The organism is Nigerium massiliense, assembly GCF_000826085.1.
In the GTDB taxonomy this organism is placed as follows: Bacteria; Actinomycetota; Actinomycetes; order Propionibacteriales; family Propionibacteriaceae; genus Propioniciclava; species Propioniciclava massiliense.
Genome location: NZ_CCYM01000001.1, coordinates 36,655 through 53,416, shown reverse-complemented (window position 1 = coordinate 53,416; position 16,762 = coordinate 36,655). Strand labels below are relative to the sequence as shown.

The 16,762-nt window shown below is 71.6% G+C and carries 16 protein-coding genes; 13 read left to right on the top strand and 3 right to left on the bottom strand.

The features are described 5' to 3' along the window. Positions 1-15: 15 nt before the first annotated feature. The 3 genes from rpmF to mutM are packed head-to-tail and all read left to right on the top strand — an operon-like array spanning position 16 to position 1,736. Positions 16-207 carry a 50S ribosomal protein L32 gene (gene rpmF / locus BN1187_RS00270; RefSeq protein ID WP_040157449.1) on the top strand — a complete coding sequence of 64 codons (192 nt, stop codon included), beginning with the start codon at positions 16-18 and terminating at the stop codon, positions 205-207. Further along, entirely contained in the window at positions 204-905 is a 702-nt protein-coding gene (rnc, locus tag BN1187_RS00265; protein WP_040157446.1) for a ribonuclease III, read from the top strand. Before rpmF ends, rnc begins: the two co-directional genes overlap by 4 nt. Then, on the top strand, positions 906-1,736 hold the full coding sequence (gene mutM / locus BN1187_RS00260) for a bifunctional DNA-formamidopyrimidine glycosylase/DNA-(apurinic or apyrimidinic site) lyase (protein ID WP_040157444.1): 831 nt from the start codon (positions 906-908) through the stop codon (positions 1,734-1,736). 71 nt (positions 1,737-1,807) lie between these two features. Here mutM and BN1187_RS00255 read toward each other — a convergent pair whose 3' ends face one another. Both BN1187_RS00255 and BN1187_RS00250 read right to left on the bottom strand, forming a co-directional pair. Then, positions 1,808-2,881 carry a zinc-binding dehydrogenase gene (locus tag BN1187_RS00255; RefSeq protein WP_052462109.1) on the bottom strand — a complete coding sequence of 358 codons (1,074 nt, stop codon included), beginning with the start codon at positions 2,879-2,881 and terminating at the stop codon, positions 1,808-1,810. A 312-nt stretch (positions 2,882-3,193) separates the two neighbouring features. Beyond that, positions 3,194-3,847 (bottom strand): TetR/AcrR family transcriptional regulator, encoded by a 654-nt coding sequence (locus BN1187_RS00250; protein ID WP_040157442.1) that lies wholly within the window; start codon positions 3,845-3,847, stop codon positions 3,194-3,196. 359 nt (positions 3,848-4,206) lie between these two features. Between BN1187_RS00250 and BN1187_RS00245 the strand changes: the two genes are divergently transcribed. The 6 genes from BN1187_RS00245 to BN1187_RS00220 all read left to right on the top strand — a co-directional run bounded on the left by BN1187_RS00245 (position 4,207) and on the right by BN1187_RS00220 (position 13,162). Then, positions 4,207-4,770 (top strand): GtrA family protein, encoded by a 564-nt coding sequence (locus BN1187_RS00245; protein ID WP_040157440.1) that lies wholly within the window; start codon positions 4,207-4,209, stop codon positions 4,768-4,770. Between the two features lie 4 nt (positions 4,771-4,774). Next, positions 4,775-8,338 carry a chromosome segregation protein SMC gene (gene smc, locus BN1187_RS00240; RefSeq protein WP_040157438.1) on the top strand — a complete coding sequence of 1,188 codons (3,564 nt, stop codon included), beginning with the start codon at positions 4,775-4,777 and terminating at the stop codon, positions 8,336-8,338. A gap of 29 nt (positions 8,339-8,367) precedes the next feature. Next, the gene (locus tag BN1187_RS00235; RefSeq protein ID WP_040157435.1) at positions 8,368-8,943 is read left to right on the top strand and encodes a hypothetical protein; all 576 of its coding nucleotides are present in this window, start codon (positions 8,368-8,370) and stop codon (positions 8,941-8,943) included. 45 nt (positions 8,944-8,988) lie between these two features. After that, positions 8,989-10,206: a signal recognition particle-docking protein FtsY gene (ftsY, locus tag BN1187_RS00230; RefSeq protein ID WP_040157433.1), complete on the top strand. Its 1,218-nt coding sequence runs from the start codon at positions 8,989-8,991 to the stop codon at positions 10,204-10,206. 135 nt (positions 10,207-10,341) lie between these two features. After that, complete coding sequence (ffh, locus tag BN1187_RS00225) at positions 10,342-11,925, top strand: signal recognition particle protein (protein ID WP_040157431.1); 1,584 nt, start codon at positions 10,342-10,344, stop codon at positions 11,923-11,925. Between the two features lie 40 nt (positions 11,926-11,965). Beyond that, positions 11,966-13,162: an amidohydrolase family protein gene (locus BN1187_RS00220; protein ID WP_052462108.1), complete on the top strand. Its 1,197-nt coding sequence runs from the start codon at positions 11,966-11,968 to the stop codon at positions 13,160-13,162. A gap of 53 nt (positions 13,163-13,215) precedes the next feature. On the opposite strand, the gene BN1187_RS00215 is transcribed toward BN1187_RS00220, so the two are convergent. Continuing rightward, a complete protein-coding gene (locus tag BN1187_RS00215) occupies positions 13,216-14,409 on the bottom strand; it encodes an Nramp family divalent metal transporter (RefSeq protein WP_218184540.1) in 1,194 nt (397 codons plus the stop codon). A gap of 290 nt (positions 14,410-14,699) precedes the next feature. Between BN1187_RS00215 and rpsP the strand changes: the two genes are divergently transcribed. From rpsP to trmD, 4 genes are all read left to right on the top strand, one after another. Then, positions 14,700-15,167, top strand: a complete 468-nt coding sequence (gene rpsP / locus BN1187_RS00210; RefSeq protein WP_040157428.1) for a 30S ribosomal protein S16 — start codon at positions 14,700-14,702, stop codon at positions 15,165-15,167. Between the two features lie 2 nt (positions 15,168-15,169). Further along, positions 15,170-15,424 (top strand): RNA-binding protein, encoded by a 255-nt coding sequence (locus tag BN1187_RS00205; protein ID WP_040157425.1) that lies wholly within the window; start codon positions 15,170-15,172, stop codon positions 15,422-15,424. Between the two features lie 71 nt (positions 15,425-15,495). Next, on the top strand, positions 15,496-16,011 hold the full coding sequence (gene rimM / locus BN1187_RS00200) for a ribosome maturation factor RimM (protein ID WP_040157422.1): 516 nt from the start codon (positions 15,496-15,498) through the stop codon (positions 16,009-16,011). 2 nt (positions 16,012-16,013) lie between these two features. After that, complete coding sequence (gene trmD, locus BN1187_RS00195; protein WP_040157959.1) at positions 16,014-16,727, top strand: tRNA (guanosine(37)-N1)-methyltransferase TrmD; 714 nt, start codon at positions 16,014-16,016, stop codon at positions 16,725-16,727. Positions 16,728-16,762: the final 35 nt, after the last annotated feature.

Here is a 16,762-nt window from a genome sequence, read left to right as displayed (position 1 = left end):
CCAAGGAGAGATGACGTGGCAGTTCCGAAGCGGAAGATGTCCCGTTCCAACACCCGCCACCGCAGGTCGCAGTGGAAGACGGCGGCGCCGACGCTGGTCACCTGCGTGAACCCGGCCTGCCGCGAGAAGCACCTCCCGCACACCGCGTGCCCGGCCTGCGGCCAGTACGGCCCGCGCACCTCGCGCCGGCAGACGCTCGAGCCGTGACGGCCGCGGCGTCCAGCCGCATTCACGACCTGCTCGACGAGCTGGGGATCCATGCCGATCCCCAGCTTTTCGAGCTTGCCCTGACGCATCGGTCGTGGGCGTACGAGCACGGCGCCGCGCCCCACAACGAGCGGCTGGAGTTTCTCGGCGACGCCGTGCTGGGCGTCGTCGTGACCGAGTACCTGTACCTGACCTTCCCTGATCACCCCGAGGGCCGGCTGGCCAAGCTGCGCTCGGCCGTCGTGAACACGTACGCGCTCGCCGACGTCGGACGCGAACTGGGCATCGGCGGCCTGATCCGGCTGGGCAAGGGCGAACTGGCCACGGGGGGCGCCGACAAGTCGTCGATCCTGGCCGACACGATGGAGGCGCTGATCGGGGCGATCTTCCTCTCGGCGGGTCGCGACGCGGCGTCCTTGTTCGTGCACACGCTGTTCGACCACCTGGTTCAGGACGCGGACGCCCTGGGCGCCGGCCTCGACTGGAAGACCAGCCTGCAGGAGCTGTGCGCGCTCCGCGGCCTGCCCGCCCCCGTCTATCTGCACACGGCCAGCGGCCCCGACCACGACAAGCGCTTCACCGCGCAGGCGTCTGTCGGCGGCCGGGTCTTCGACGGCACGCTGGGCCGCTCCAAGAAGCAGGCCGAGCAGGGCGCCGCCAAGACGGCGTTCCTGGCGCTGCAGGCCGACGAGGGCTAGATGCCCGAGCTGCCCGAGGTCGAGACCGTCCGGCGCGGCCTGGCCCCGGCGCTGACCGGACGCCGCATCGAGCGCGTCACCGTGCTGCACCCGCGCCCCGTCCGCCGGCACCTCGCCGGAGGGGACGACTTCGCCGCCACCCTGGCCGGGCGCTCCTTCGCCGAGCCGCGGCGGCGCGGCAAGTACCTGTGGTTCCCGCTGACCGACGGGGACGCCGTGCTGGCCCACCTCGGCATGAGCGGCCAGTTCCGGCTGGACGCCCCCGGCGCCGCCTTGCAACGGCACGCCCGCGTCCTGTTCGACCTGGACGACGGCCGCCAGCTCCGCTTCGTCGACCAGCGCATGTTCGGCGGTCTCAGTCTGAGTCCGGGCGGCGCCGACCTGCCCGCCGAGGTCGCGCACATCGGGCGCGACCTGTTCGACCCCGAGCTCGACGTCGACGCCCTCGTCGGCCGCGTCCGCGGCAAGCGCAGCGGCATCAAGCGCGTCCTGCTCGACCAGACCGTCACCTCCGGCATCGGCAACATCTACGCCGACGAGGCGCTCTGGGCCGCCCGGATGCACTACGCGGCGTCGGCCAACGAGCTCTCCGAGGCCGACGTCCGCCGGGTGCTGGACGCCGCGCGCGCCACGATGGCCGAGGCGCTCTCCCAGGGCGGGACGTCCTTCGACGCGCTCTACGTCAACGTCAACGGCGAGTCCGGCTACTTCGACCGCTCCCTGAACGTCTACGGCCGCACCGACCTGCCGTGCCCCCGCTGCGGGACCCCGATCGTCCGCGAGCCGTTCATGAACCGCTCCACCCATTACTGCCCGGTCTGCCAGCGATAGCACGAGCGGGCTGCGTCAGCACCGATCAAGCCTCCGGAACACGAGGGGGCGACCGCTGGGGACGCAGACGCTTAGGGCTGGACGAGGATCCGCACCGGATTGCCTTCACGCTGCTCGAGCATGCGGATGCCGCGCTCGATCTCCGCGAGCGGAACGACGGCGCTGACCGACTCGGAGAGATCGAGCCGGCCGTGGGCCACCAGTTCGGTCAGCATGGCGATGTCTTGCACCTTGTAGCCCAGGTGGCCCAGGATCTGCTTGCGTTGGAGGGCCAGGTCCGCGAACGTGCCGATCTTGAGGTCCTTGTCACTCATGCCAACGGTGACGAGCTTGCCGTTGACGTCGAGCAGCCGGACGGCCTGCTCCGACACGGCGGGGATGCCGACGGCGTCGAAAGCGACGTCGATCATGCGGCCGCCCGTCGCTTCCACCACTCGGGAGAAGAGATCCGGGTCGTCGCTGCGGAAGGCGTGGTCGGCCCCGAGGCGCTTCGCGCGCTCCAAGGCAGCGTCGTCGACGTCGAAGGCGATCAGGGGCACCCCGCCTGCGAGGCGGGCGAGCTGCAGAATGTGGGTCCCGACCCCGCCCAATCCCCACACTCCGACGGCATTGCCGAGGTGTACCTGGGCCGTGCGGACCACAGCCGCGAACGGCGTCGATACGGCGTCGGCGAGAAGGGCGGCCTGGTCCATGGGGACGCCCTCGGGGACGCGGGTGAGGCCGGTGGCCGAAGCCACCACGTACTCCGCCCAGCCACCGTCGAAATCGAAGGCCATCAGGCGCAGGTTCATGCAGTCGGAGAAGTTGCCGCGCCGGCAGTTCCGGCACTCCATGCAGGGGCGACCCGCCGAGGGGATGACCGCGGTGCCGATCTCCCACCCGTGGACCCCGGGGCCGATCTGTTCGATCCAGCCCGCGACCTCGTGGCCCTGCGTCACGACGTCTGCACGGGGCGGGAAGGCGCCGCTGATGAGGGACAGATCGGAGTGGCAAATGCCGCAGTAGGCCACTTTCAGCAGTACCTCACCGGGCCCCGGCTGCGGCACCGGGATGTGTTCGAGCGTGATGCTGTGGTCGGCGGCGTGGAAACGTTCCGCCAGCATGGTGCGTTCGCCGGCTACGCCGGACTCTTCCTCACGAGTCATGGGCAACTCCTTGGTTGCGGACGGTGCTTTCTCGATGTGGGACGAAGGTGGGTCCTGTGGAGGCTGGCTGGCCGGGTGGGGCGACGGCAGGCGTCGCCGCCCCACCGGGCCAGCGCGACGGGTGTGACCCCGCCCTGAGGTCACAGGAGTCCGGACTCCTTGAGGAGCTCTCCGGGCCAGGTGCCGTGGAGCTTGCTGGCCATCGCGGCCTCCGCGAAGCCTGGGATCGGGATCTTCGTGGGCAGCGGCTCCTCCGCCAGGCTCTTCTTGTCCCGCAGGACGTAAGCCGCCTTCGGCAGTTGGTAACGACGTTCATCTGCGAGTTGGCACGCTCACGCCCGGTGACTCGGCACGGGCGGCAGACGCGCCCGCGGTGAGCGAAAGGAATCCCTCGACAACCATGTCGATTTTCCGGCGCAGGCTTTCGGCGCCGGACCGCGCGAACGGCTCCGACGCGCCGAGATCGGACGCGGGCAGCGCGGTGTCGAACTGGAGGGCAGCGAAGATGGTCCGCGCGGCTAGCCTGGCGGACGAATCCTCCGGATCGTCGGGCGCCAGAATGCTCGCGATGAGACTCTCGAGCCGGCGCACGAGATCAAATCCCTCGCGCCGGAAGGCGTCGGTGCAATCCCCGAACAACAGATCGCGCTGGTAGCGCGCCATGCTGGCAGCCCGTGGGCCCACGTGAAGCTGGGCGACCGGCCGTACCAGAGCCTCGATCAGTTCCGAGGGGCTGGCGCTGGATCCGAGGCGCCGGCTGGCTTGTTCTCCCTCGTCGATGGCTTGCTCCAGCAAGCCGTTGTGGACGCCCAGGAACAGCCCAGCTTTCGAGAGCCCGTGGTAGAAGACCGTGCCAACGGCGACCTGGGCCTCGTCCGCGATGTGCTGAACGGTGACGTCGTCGTAGCGCCTCTTGAAGAACAGGCGACGGGCGGCGTTGAGGACAGCGTCGCGCGTGTCATCCACCCGTCGGCGCTTACGGACAGCCCCGCTTGATGCTTGATCTCGCATACCTACCTCCCGGCACAAGAGCGTAATCTGAATGCGCTCAGTTTTGAGCGTACTCAGTTTTGGAGGACGCGCAAGAGCCCGTCCCACGGTGCGATGCGTCCGAGCTGCGTGTCTCCAGCAGAGGTGAGGCGGGACTCCGAAGCCCGCTGACGGCGAGACCGACTCGGCGCGGCGGCCTCGTCCGGCCAGGCGTGGCGGCGTACACTCATCGGGTCCATCCGACCCCGCCGTGCGTCCCCCTCCAGAGAGGCCTTCATGAACCGAAGCTCCTTCTCGCCCCGGGACCGTCGGGCGGCGACGGGGGAGCGAGCCGCATGAGCCTGTGGGAGCGGCTGTACAAGCGCTGGGGCTACAGCGCGGTGCAGTTTTTGAAGTTCGGGCTGGTGGGCGGCTCGGGCGTCCTGGTCAACATGTTCGTCGCGTTCCTGATGAACAAGGCCAACGGCGGCACGGTCAACGCTCAGCGCGTCGTGTGGGGACCGATTCCGGGCACCGCCTTCAACATCCGTTACACGCTGCTGGTGTGGATCGGTGGCTTCCTCGTCGCGAACGTGTGGAACTTCCTGCTCAACCGGCACTGGACGTTCGCGAAGGACGACACCATGGCGCCGTTCTGGAAGGAGCTGTGGCCGTTCTTCACCGTCGGCTCGATCGCCGCCGCCGTGGGTGCCGTCATCAAGATCGCGCTGACGAACCCGACCTCGCCGATCTACCTGCCGGACCCCTGGTTCCACGAGTCGACCGGCCTGCAGTCGCGCGAGTACTGGAGCCAGCTGCTGGCGATCGTCTTCACCCTCCCGATCAACTATGTGATCAACAAGCTGTGGACGTTCCGCAGCGTCCGGCGACGCCACGCGCAGGCGACCGCGCAGGGGTGAGCTCGTGTACCTCAAAAGCCTCACGCTGCGCGGGTTCAAGTCGTTCGCCTCGGCGACGACCCTGATCTTCGAGCCCGGCATCACCTGCATCGTCGGCCCGAACGGCTCCGGCAAGTCCAACGTCGTCGACGCGCTGAGCTGGGTGATGGGCGAGCAGGGCGCCAAGAGCCTGCGCGGCGGCAAGATGGAGGACGTCATCTTCGCCGGCACCGCCGGACGCGCTCCGCTCGGCCGGGCCGAGGTGAGCCTCACCATCGACAACACCGACGGGGCGCTGCCCATCGAGTACACCGAGGTGACGATCAGCCGCACCATGTTCCGCGCCGGCGGCTCGGAGTACCAGATCAACGGCCACTCGGCCCGCCTGCTGGACGTCCAGGAGCTGCTCAGCGACTCCGGCATCGGACGCGAGATGCACGTCATCGTCGGCCAGGGCCAGCTCGACACCATCTTGACGGCGACGCCCGAGGTGCGCCGCGGGCTCATCGAGGAGGCGGCCGGCGTCCTGAAGCACCGCAAGCGCAAGGAGAAGGCGCTGCGGAAGCTGGAGGCCACCCAGGCGAACCTCGACCGGCTGCAGGACCTGCTCGGCGAGATCGGGCGCCAACTCAAGCCGCTGGGGCGGCAGGCGGCTGTGGCGCGCAAGGCGGCGGTCGTCCAGGCGGAGTTGCGCGACAGCTCGGCCCGCCTGCTCGCGGACGATTACGTGATGGCGAGCCTGGCGCTGGAGTCCGATCTGGCCGCCGAGGCGGAACTGAAGAAGCAGCGCCTCGACGTCGAGGCCGCGCTCGAGGCGGCCCGCGAGGACGAGGCGGCCGCCGAGGAGCGGCTCACGCAGGCGTCCCCCGCGCTGTCGCGGGCGCAGGAGACGTGGTACGCGCTGGCCGGGCTGCGGGAGCGGGCGGCGTCCACGGCGACGATCGCCGCCGACCGGGTGCGCAACGTCGCCGGAGCGACCGTCGACGAGCGCCGGGGACGCGAGCCGGAGGCCATCGAGCGGGAGGCCGAGCAGGTGCGCGAGCAGGAGGCCCTGCTCGGCGCCGAGGCGCAGGCGAAGGGCCGGGCGCTGGCCGACGCGACCGCCGAGCGGGAGCGTCTCGAGGCCGCCCACCTGGCCGCCGACAAGGCCTATGCGGCGCAGGTCCGCGCGGTAGCCGACCGCCGCGAGGGGCTGGCCCGGCTGACGGGCGAGGTGAACTCGCTGAAGTCGCGTACCGAGGCCGCCGACGACGAGATCGGACGCCTGCGCGGATTCGCCGACGACGCGTCGCGCCGCGCGGACGAGGCCAAGCGCCGGTTCACGGCACGGGAGGCCGAGCTGGCCGGGCTCAGCGCCGGGGAGTCCGGGCTCGATCAGGACTACGAGGCGGCCGAGCAGGCCCGCGAGAGGGCGTCCGCCGCGCTGGAAGAGCTGCGCGCCGCCGAGACGGCGGCCCAGCAGGAGCGCGCCGCGGTGGCCGCCCGGCTGGACGGCCTCAAGCTCGGCCTGGCCCGCAAGGACGCGTCCGCGACGCTGCTGGCCGCCTCCGACGAGGTCGCCGGGGTGATGGGATCGGTCGCCGCGCTGGTGGGGGTACAGCCCGGGTACGAGGCGGCAGTCGCCGCCGCGCTCGGCGGGGCAGCCGAGGCCGTCGCCGTCTCCGGGCTGGACGCCGCCGTCGATGTGCTGGGCCGGCTGCGGGCCGACGAACTGGGCCGCGCGGGGTTGCTGGTGGGCGGGGCGTCCGCCGCCGACGGTCCGGGCGACTGGCCCGAACTGCCCGGCCGCGCCCGCTACGCCGCCGACGTCGTCACGGTGGACGAGCCGCTGCGGCCGTCGCTGACCCGGCTGCTGCGCAAGGTCGCCGTGGTGGACGACCTGCCGGCGGCCCGCGCGCTCGCCGCCGACCTGCCCGACGTGGCGGCCGTCACCCGCGATGGGGACCTCGTCAGTGGCTGGTTCACGGTGGGCGGCTCGCCGTCGGGACAGAGCCTCATCGAGGTGCAGGCGGCGGTCGACGAGGCGTCCGCACGGTTGGAGTCGGCCCAGGCGCAGGTGGAGCGGCTGGGCTTCGATCTCGCCCGCGCCTCCGACGAACTGAGCGAGGCCACCAAGCGCAGCGACGCCGCGCTGGCGCGGCTGCACGAATCCGACGCGCAGTTCTCCGCGCTCACCGAGGAACTCAGCCGGCTCAACCAGACAGCCCGGGCGGCGTTGGCGGAGGCCGAGCGGCACGAGAAGTCCGTGCGGGACGCCGAGGCCGCCAAGACGACCAACGAGGCCGCCCTCGTCACGCTGACGCAGCGGCTCGAGCTGGCGTCAGCCCAGACCGAGGGGGCCCAGGCCGACCCGGCCGAGCGCGACCGGCTGGCCGGCGAGGCGAGCGCCGCGCGGCAGGCCGAGATGGAGGCGCGGCTCGTGCTGCGCACCGTCGAGGAGCGGGCCCGCGCGGTGGCGGGACGCGCCGATTCCCTCCTGCGCGCTGCCCAGGCCGAGCGGCAGGCCCGGGCCAAGGCCGCCCAGCGCAAGGAGCAGCTGCGACGCGAGGCCGAGATCGCCGAGGCGGCCCGGCTGGCCGCGACCTGGCTGCTCGCCCGCATCGAGGAGTCCCAGGGCCGCGCGGCCGTCGCTCGGAAGGCGGCGGAGGAGTCCCGCCTGGAGGCGGAGCGCCTGGTGGCCGACGCCCGCCGGCGCAGCCGCGACCTCGCCAAGCAGTTCGAGGCGCTCGTCGACACGGTGCACCGCGACGAACTGGCCCGCGCCGAGCAGCGCATGCGGGTCGAGGCGCTGGCCGAGCGCGCGCTGACCGAGCTCGGCCTGACCCCGGACGTCCTGGCCGCCGACTACGGCCCCGACCAGCTCGTCCCGGTGTTGACCGCGCCCGACGGGTCGGCGCTGAGCGAGGACGACGAGCGCCCCGATCCGGTGCCCTACGTCCGCGAGCAGCAGGAGAAGCGGCGCCGCGCCGCCGAGAAGAACCTGTCGGCGCTGGGCCGCATCAACCCGCTCGCGCTGGAGGAGTTCGAGGCGCTGCAGGAGCGGCACGCCTTCCTGGCCGAGCAACTCGAGGACCTGCGTCGCACGCGGTCCGACCTGGCCGGCATCATCGAGGAGGTGGACGCCCGCGTGCAGCAGGTCTTCGCCGAGGCGTACGCCGACGTGGAGGTCGCGTTCGCCGACTCGTTCGCCCGGTTGTTCCCGGGCGGCGAGGGGCGGCTGGTGCTGACCGAGCCCGGCGACATGCTGCTCACCGGCGTCGACGTCGAGGCGCGTCCGGCCGGCAAGAAGGTGAAGCGCCTGTCGCTGCTGTCCGGCGGCGAGCGATCGCTGGTCGCGGTGGCGTTCCTGGTCGCGCTGTTCAAGGCCCGTCCGAGCCCCTTCTACATCCTCGACGAGGTGGAGGCCGCGCTCGACGACGTGAACCTGGGCCGCCTCCTCGACATCTACGAGGAACTGCACGAGACGAGCCAGCTGCTGGTCATCACCCACCAGAAGCGGACGATGGAGATCGCGGACGCGCTCTACGGCGTCACCATGCGCGAGGACGGCGTGTCGACCGTGATCAGCCAGCGTCTCCGGGATGGTTGAATGGTGCACAGACATCGAAAGGGACAACCGTGCCGACCGTGATCTTCGTCATGCTCGTGATCCTCGTGCTCGCCGTGGGGATCATCGGCGTCGTTGTCGTCGGCATGGAGGGCCAGGGCCGCCACCGCGCCCCCGAGGTCGCCAAGACGCTGGCCAAGACCGCCCGCCACCTCAACGGCGAGGCCGACCCGCCGCGCGGACTGGTCTCGTTCTTCGAGGAGGCCGAGGACGGCGCCGAGGACTTGCGCCAGATCCCGCAGCAGCTGCGCAGCCGCGCCTCGGCTCGTTCCGCGTCCAGCGCGCGGTCCGCCTCCAGTGCCCGTTCGGCGTCCAGCGCACGCTCGGCGTCCAGCGCACGCTCGGCGACGAGCGCGAACTCCGCCCCCAGCGCCTGGTCGGCGGCCAGCCCGCAGACGGCGTCCGACGACTCCGCCGAGCCGAGCGCGTCGAGCGCTGAGCCGGCTCAGCAGCGCCCCGAACCGGCGCCGTCGTCGACGTGGGCCGACTTCTCGACGGCCCCGAGCGTCCCGACCCAACGCGTCGACGACGACACCTGGTCCGAGGGATGGGAGCCCGGGCCCTCGAAGGGCAGCACCCGGGCCTGAGTTGTGCCCGCCGGGTTCCGGCGCCCTCCCCGATAGGATGACGGTGTGCCACCACTTGACCCGAACCTGATCTGGATCATCGTCGGCGCGGTCCTGGTGATCGTGCTGGGCTCCGTCGCGATCACCGCGGCCGTCCGCAGGCGCACCGCCCTCGATCGGCGACGACGGCGCGAGATCGCGGCCGGCGAGAGCGGGCTGGTCACCAAGGAGCCGAGCGCAACGGAGCCGGTCGCCGGAACCACCGCCGGCACCGCCACCATCACCCGTGACGAGGAGGAGGCGGCCGCCGAGGCCGAGGTCCTCGCGCCGACCGAGCCCGAGCCGCAACTCGAGCGTCCCGAGGCCGGCGGGACCCGCCTGGCTCGGCTGCGGCGCCGGCTGGCGGGCAGCGACAACCAGCTCGCGCAGGCGTTCCTCAACCTGATCTCCCGCGACCGACTCGACGAGGACACCTGGGAGGACTTCGAGGACACCCTCATCACCTCCGACCTGGGCGTCAACACCACCACCGAGCTCGTCTCGTCGCTGCGTCGAGAGCTCAAAGTCGAGGGCATCGACGACCCGGGCCGGGCCCGCGAGGTGCTGCGCGAGCACCTGATCACGCTGGTCGACCCCAGCCTGGATCGCCGCCTGAACATCACCGGCGAGAACGGCCTGCCCGGCGTCGTCCTGGTCGTCGGCGTGAACGGCACGGGCAAGACCACCACCATCGGCAAGCTCGCCCGGCTGCTGGTCGCGGAGGGTCGCACCGTCGTCCTGGGCGCGGCGGACACGTTCCGCGCGGCCGCCGCCGACCAGCTCGAGACCTGGGGCTCCCGGGTCGGCGTGCCCGTCGTCCGCGGTCCCGAGGGCGGCGATCCCGCCTCCGTCGCGTTCGACGCCGTCGCGCGCGGCATCGATGACGGCGTCGACGTCGTCATCGTCGACACCGCTGGCCGGCTGCACACCAAGACGGGCCTGATGGACGAGCTCGGCAAGATCAAGCGCGTGATCGAGAAGAAGGCGCCGGTCACCGAGGTGCTGCTCGTGATCGACGCCACCACCGGGCAGAACGGGCTCATCCAGGCCCGGATCTTCCGCGAGGTGGTCGACGTGACCGGGCTGGTGCTGTCGAAGCTGGACGGCTCCGCCAAGGGCGGCATCGTCGTCCAGGTGCAGCGCGAGCTCGGCGTCCCCGTGAAGCTGATCGGGCTCGGCGAGGGCGCCGACGATCTGGCGCCGTTCACCGCCGAGGGGTTCGTGGACGGCATCCTCGGCTCCTGAGTCACTTCCCGGCGCACCGCCACGGCGCGCCGGGCAACGGGCCGGCGCCCAGGACGTCCCGCTGTCGCTGCGCGTGCTTCGGTGCGCACCCGGTAGGCTGGGACGGTATTTTTCTCTTGACCGTGAGGTACCCCCTTGTTCGACACACTGCAGGATCGCCTGAGCACCACCTTCCGCAATCTGCGCGGCAAGGGCAGGCTCTCAGAGTCCGACATCAACGACGTGGCCCGCGAGATCCGTCTCGCGCTGCTCGAGGCGGACGTCAACCTCGGCGTCGTGAAGGAGTTCGTCGCCGCGATCAAGGTCAAGGCCCGCGAGGCCGAAGTGTCGCAGGCGCTGAACCCTTCCCAGCAGATCGTCAAGATCGTCAACGACGAACTCGTCGAGATCCTCGGCGGCCAGACCCGGCAGATCCGGTTCAGCAAGCAGCCGCCGACGGTCATCATGCTCGCCGGCCTGCAGGGCTCCGGTAAGACCACGCTGGCGGGCAAGCTCGGCCGTTGGCTCAAGGAGAACCGCCACCAGCCGCTGCTGGTGGCCGCCGACCTGCAGCGTCCCAACGCCGTCAACCAGCTCCAGGTCGTCGGACAGCGGGCCGGCGTCCCGGTGTTCGCGCCCGAGCCGGGCAACGGCGTCGGCGATCCGGTCGCGGTGGCCCGGGCGTCCGTCGAGGAGGCCCGCCGCAAGCTCTACGACGTCGTCATCGTCGACACCGCGGGACGCCTCGGTGTGGACGCCGAGCTGATGCAGCAGGCCATCGACATCCGCGACGCGGTTCGCCCCGACGAGATCCTGTTCGTCGTCGACGCGATGATCGGCCAGGACGCGGTGAACACCGCCACGGCGTTCCGCGACGGCGTCGGCTTCGACGGCGTCGTGCTGTCCAAGCTGGACGGCGACGCCCGCGGCGGCGCGGCGCTGTCGATCGCGAAGGTGACCGGCAAGCCGATCATGTTCGCGTCCAACGGCGAGGGGCTGAAGGACTTCGACGTCTTCCACCCCGACCGCATGGCCGGACGCATCCTCGACATGGGCGACGTCCTCACCCTCATCGAGCAGGCCGAGCGCACCTTCGACGCCGAGCAGTCGCAGAAGGCGGCGGAGAAGCTGCTGAAGGGGAAGGGCAAGGGGTTCGGCCTCGACGACTTCCTCACCCAGATGCAGGCCGTGCGCCGCATGGGCCCGATGAGCAAGATCCTCGGGATGATCCCCGGAATGGCCCAGCACAAGGAGGCCATCGGCGCCATCGACGAGCGGGAGATCGACCGCATCGAGGCGATCATCTACTCGATGACGCCGGCTGAGCGCACCGAGCCCGAGATCCTCAACGGGTCGCGCCGCAACCGCATCGCCCGCGGCTCCGGCACGACCGTCACCGAGGTGAACTCTCTGGTCAACCGGTTCATGGAGACCCGCAAGGCGATGGCTCAGTTCGGTCAGGGCGGAATGCCCGGCATGCCGGGGATGCCCGGCATGGGCGGACGCCCGCAACCCAAGCGGGCCGCGCAGGCCAAGAAGAAGAACAAGAAGGGCGTCTCCGGCAACCCGGCCAAGCGCTCGGCCGCCGCGGCGCCGACCCCGCAGCAGGCCCCGGCGCAGCCGCAGGTGGACGAGTTCGGGCTCCCGCTGGCCAACGCGGGCCAGAACGCGGCGATGGACGAGTTCCAGCTGCCGCCGGAACTGGCCAAGATGTTCGAGCAGAACAACAAGCGCGGCTGACCCGGTTGTGCCCCCGGCGGCTTGGCGACAGGCTGGGGCCATGACGCACTCCCACGAGCCCGCCCTGGACGCCCTGGGCCAGCCCCTCTCGTCGGTGACCCACACCCACGGGGGCCACACCCACACCCACGTCTACGCCGACGAGCCGGCCGGACCGGCCGCGCGGCTGCACCTGAGCGGCACCGTGCTGCCGGAGGGGGAGCGCCGCGAGCTGTGGATCGTGGACGGCCGCGTGAGCCTCACACCCGTCGCGGACGCGGTGACGATCGCGACGGACGCGTGGATCATGCCCGGCCTGGTGGACGCCCACTGTCACGTCGGCGTCGGGCAGGACGCCCACCCGGCCGACCGCGAGAGCACCCGTGAACAGGCCCGCGCCGACCGGGACGCCGGGACGCTGCTCATCCGGGACGCCGGCTCGCCCGCCGACACCCGCTGGGTCGACGAGGAGGAAGACCTACCCCGCATCATCCGCGCCGGCCGGCACATCGCCCGCACCAGGCGCTACATCCGCAACCTGGCCGAGGAGGTCGAGCCCGACGACCTGGTCGCCGAGGTCGAGACGCAGGCCCGACGCGGCGACGGGTGGGTGAAGCTCGTCGGCGACTGGATCGACCGCGAGGTCGGCGACCTGACCCCGCTGTGGCCGGCCGACGTCGCGCGCGAGGCGATCGAGGCGGCGCACAGCCACGGGGCCCGCGTCACCGCGCACTGCTTCGACGAGCGCTCGGTGACCGAGCTCGTCGACGCCGGCATCGACGGCATCGAGCACGGCACCGGGCTCGACGACGGCACCATCGCGACGATGGCCGAGCGCGGCGTCGCGCTGGTGCCCACGCTGTACAACATCGAGACGTTCCCGCAGATCGCCGCCCAGGCCGACGGGAAGTTCCCCACCTACGCCGCGCACATGCGGGCGCTGCACGAGCGTCGCTTCGAGACCATCGGCAAGGCCGTCGACGCGGGCGTCCCCGTCTACGCCGGCACCGACGCGGGCACGACGATCGCGCACGGCAAGATCGCCGACGAGATCGAGCTGCTCGGCAAGGTGGGTGGGCCCGAGTTCGCGCTGGGGGCGGCGTCATGGCGGGCCCGGGACTGGCTCGGCGGCGAGACGCTGGCGGACGGAGCGTCCGCCGATCTGGTCGTCTTCGACGCCGATCCCCGGGAGAACCTGGCGATCGTCCGCGAGCCGCGCTTCATCATCCTGCGCGGGCGCGTCGTCCAGCAGCGCTGACTCCGTCGCATGTCGCGGGAGTCGAGCGACGTAGGCTCCGCCGCCTCCGGGGCTCAGGCGAAGACGGACACCAGCGTCATGATGTTGAGCGCCACGACGAGCAACGCGATGAGGCCCGAGACCAGCGTCATCGCTCGTCCGTCGGCGTGGTCGCCCATGATGCTGCGGTCGCGGGTGAAGAGCGCCAACGGGATCACCGCGGCAGCGATGCCGAAGCTCAGCACCGTCTGGCTCGCCACCAAGATGGTCGTCGGGGGCACACCGGCCAGCAGCACCAACACGGCCGGGGCCAGCGTCAGCAGCCGCCGCGCCGCCGGGGACGGCGTCTTGGGCAGGAGATCCTTGAGCACCTGGGAGCCGGCGTGTGTCCCGACCACCGTCGACCCGACACCGGACGCCAGGAGCCCGAGCGCGAAGATCGTCGCCGCCGCGGGGCCGAGCTCGATCATGAAGATGCGGTGGGCAGCCTCGACGGCCTCCCCGACCGTGCCGGGAAGCGTCTCGGCGGCGAGCAGCAGCATCGCGATGTTGACCGACCCGGCCACCAGCAGCGAGACGCCGACGTCCCACTTCTGCGCGCTCAGCAGCGGCCGCAGGGGATGGGTGAGGGGACCGTGGGGCCGGTAGCGGTCGATGGCCAGGGTCGAGTGCAGGTAGATGGCGTGGGGCATGACGGTGGCGCCGAGCATCGCCGCGATCATCGGCCACGCCTGCGTGTCCGGGACCTGGGGGACCAGGCCGGCCGCCAGCTTGCCCGGGGACGGGGGAGCGAACGCCAGTGCGCCCCAGAAGCCGGCGGCCACGAGGCCGAGCACCGCGGCGACCGCCAGCTCGAACGCGTGCTCGCCCTTCATGCGCAGCGCGCGCAGCAGCAGCACCGACACGACGCCGACGATGATGCCCGCCAGCCACAGCGGGGTGCCGAAGAGCAGGTTGAGGGCGAGCGCGCCGCCGACCACCTCGGCCAGGTCGGTCGCGATGGCGATGAGGAACGCCTGGAGGCCGTAGGCCCGGCCCCACCCCGGCGAACGCGTCCGGGTCGTGAGCCGCTCGTGGACGAGGCTGGTCAGCGAGCGGCCGGTGACCAGGCCCAGCTTGGCCGACTGGTACTGCAGGATCGCCGCTATGGCGCTCGCCACGACGAGCACCCAGGTCAGCGCGTAGCCGTACTGGGCGCCGGCGCTCAGGTTCGCCCCGACGTTGCCGGGATCGACGTAGGCGACGGCGGCGACGAACGCCGGTCCCAGCATGCCGAGGGCGCTGGGCCTCCGGGTCCGCTCGGATCGCGCCGCTGGTCTGTCGTCCCGCACGGGAGGTACCGTACCCCCGGACGGCCGCGCCACCGACGCGCGGTTCGCGCCGGACGCCGACTTCGTGGCAGAATGGCCTGTGCATCTGCGATCGGTGGTGCCCTCTCATGCCCGCTGGTCGCCGTTCATCCGGAGTCCGGGGGCGGCAAACCCACACCGCACACGGCCTCCACCCGTCTCGCTCGCGCACGTGCGCGGGCTTGTTTCGTACAGGAGAAACCACACACGTGGCTGTCAAGATTCGTCTGAAGCGGATGGGCAAGATCCGCTCCCCGCATTACCGCATCGTCGTGATGGACGCGCACAAGAAGCGTGACGGCCGCGCGATCGAGGAGATCGGGATCTACCACCCGAAGAACGACCCGTCGGTGATCCAGGTCAACTCCGAGCGCGCGCTCTACTGGCTCGGCGTCGGCGCCCAGCCGACCGAGGCCGTGGTCGCGATCCTCAAGCGCACCGGTGACTGGCAGAAGTTCAGCGGCGACAAGACTCCGGCCGGCGTCGACCCGCAGCCGGAGAAGGCCGACAAGCTGGCCACGTTCAACGCCGCCCTCGCCGAGGCCGACGACGAGCCCAGCTCCGCCGCCATCACCTCGAAGAAGAAGTCCTCCGACGCCGAGGGCGACGGGGCGGCTGAGGCCACCGACGATGCCGAAGGCGCCGAGGCCGCTGCCGACGAGCCGGCTGAGGCCTGATCATGCTCGCGGACGCCCTTGAACACCTGGTTCGCGGGCTCGTGGCGAACCCCGACGACGTCGCGGTCTCCGACCTCGACCGCCGCCGCACGCGCACGCTCGAGGTGCGGGTCAACCCCGAGGACGTCGGCAAGGTGATCGGCCGGCAGGGCCGTACCGCCGAAGCCCTGCGTACCGTCATCGGTGCCCTCGCGGGCCGTGAGCAGGTGCGCATCGACTTCGTCGACGTCGATCGCCGCCCGCGCCGTCGCTACTGACCCGTCTCGAGAAGACGCCCCGCCCGCCTGCGCGCGCGGGGCGTCGCCGCGTCCCCCTGGAAGGTTCTCCCATGTCCGACAAGGAAAGCGTGCTCGTGGGCACGCTCGGCAAGCCGCACGGGCTGCGCGGCGAGGTGACCGTCTACCTGCACACCGACGAACCGGAGCGCCGCTTCGCGCCCGGGACGGACGTCGTCGTGGCCGGACGCCCCGGCAGCGTCGCCTCGTCGCGGTGGCACAACGGGGTCCTTCTGGTGGGGCTGGCGGGGATCACCGATCGGACGACGGCCGAGGGGCTCCGCGGCGCCGAGGTATGGATCGGCGTCCCCGGTGACGAGGAGCCGGCCGAGGACGGAGAGTTCTACGACCGGCAGCTCATCGGGCTGGAGGTTCGCGACGCCGCCGGCGTCGTCCTCGGCCGCGTGAGCGCCGTCCAGCACCCGCCCGCGCAGGACCAACTCGTCGTGGACGTCGCCGGCCAGGACCGGCTCGTGCCGTTCGTCGAGGCGCTCGTGCCCGAGGTGGACGTCGCCGCCGGGTACCTCGTCGTCGCGGACATCCCCGGACTGCTGTTCGAGGCGGAGTGACGATGCGCCTCGACATCGTCTCGATCTTCCCCGACTTCTTCGCCGCGCTCGACCTGTCGCTGATGGGACGGGCGCGCGCCGCAGGCCTGCTCTCGTGGGAGGTCCACGACCTGCGCGACTGGACGCACGACCGCCACCGCACCGTCGACGACACCCCCTACGGCGGGGGAGCCGGGATGGTGATGAAGCCCGAACCGTGGGGGGCCGCGCTCGACCAGATCTGCGCCGAGCATCCCGGCCCCGCGACGCTGATCGTCCCGACGCCCGCGGGCGAGTTGTTCAAGCAGGCGACGGCCCACGAACTGGCCGAGGCCGAGCACATCGTCTTCGCCTGCGGCCGCTACGAGGGCATCGACGCCCGTGTGGTCGAGTACGCCCGCACCCGGATGGACGTCCGCGAGATCAGCCTCGGCGACTACGTCCTCAACGGCGGCGAGGTCGCGGCGCTGGCGATCACGGAGGCCGTCGTCCGGCTCATCCCCGGCGTCGTCGGCAACCCGGAATCGCTGGTGGAGGAGTCCCATTCCGTCGCCGGCCAGGGCCTGTTGGAGTACCCCGTCTACACCAAGCCCGCGACCTGGCGGGGGATGGACGTCCCGCCGATCCTGCTGTCCGGGCACCACGCCGCCATCGGCGCCTGGCGCCACGAGCGGGCGCTCGAGCGCACCCGGGAGCGCCGCCCCGACCTGCTCCCGCGGCAGGAATTCTTCTCCTGATCCGGCGTCTCGCAAGCAACTTGGCGCGGGATTGT

Excerpts from the sequence above, each read along its gene's own strand:
- trmD (WP_040157959.1), top strand. The coding sequence starts at position 16,014 with ATGCGCCTCGACATCGTCTCGATCTTCCCCGACTTCTTCGCCGCGCTC.
- BN1187_RS00245 (WP_040157440.1), top strand. The coding sequence starts at position 4,207 with ATGAGCCTGTGGGAGCGGCTGTACAAGCGCTGGGGCTACAGCGCGGTG.
- rimM (WP_040157422.1), top strand. The coding sequence starts at position 15,496 with ATGTCCGACAAGGAAAGCGTGCTCGTGGGCACGCTCGGCAAGCCGCAC.
- BN1187_RS00205 (WP_040157425.1), top strand. The coding sequence starts at position 15,170 with ATGCTCGCGGACGCCCTTGAACACCTGGTTCGCGGGCTCGTGGCGAAC.
- mutM (WP_040157444.1), top strand. The coding sequence starts at position 906 with ATGCCCGAGCTGCCCGAGGTCGAGACCGTCCGGCGCGGCCTGGCCCCG.
- BN1187_RS00255 (WP_052462109.1), bottom strand. The coding sequence starts at position 2,881 with ATGACTCGTGAGGAAGAGTCCGGCGTAGCCGGCGAACGCACCATGCTG.
- BN1187_RS00220 (WP_052462108.1), top strand. The coding sequence starts at position 11,966 with ATGACGCACTCCCACGAGCCCGCCCTGGACGCCCTGGGCCAGCCCCTC.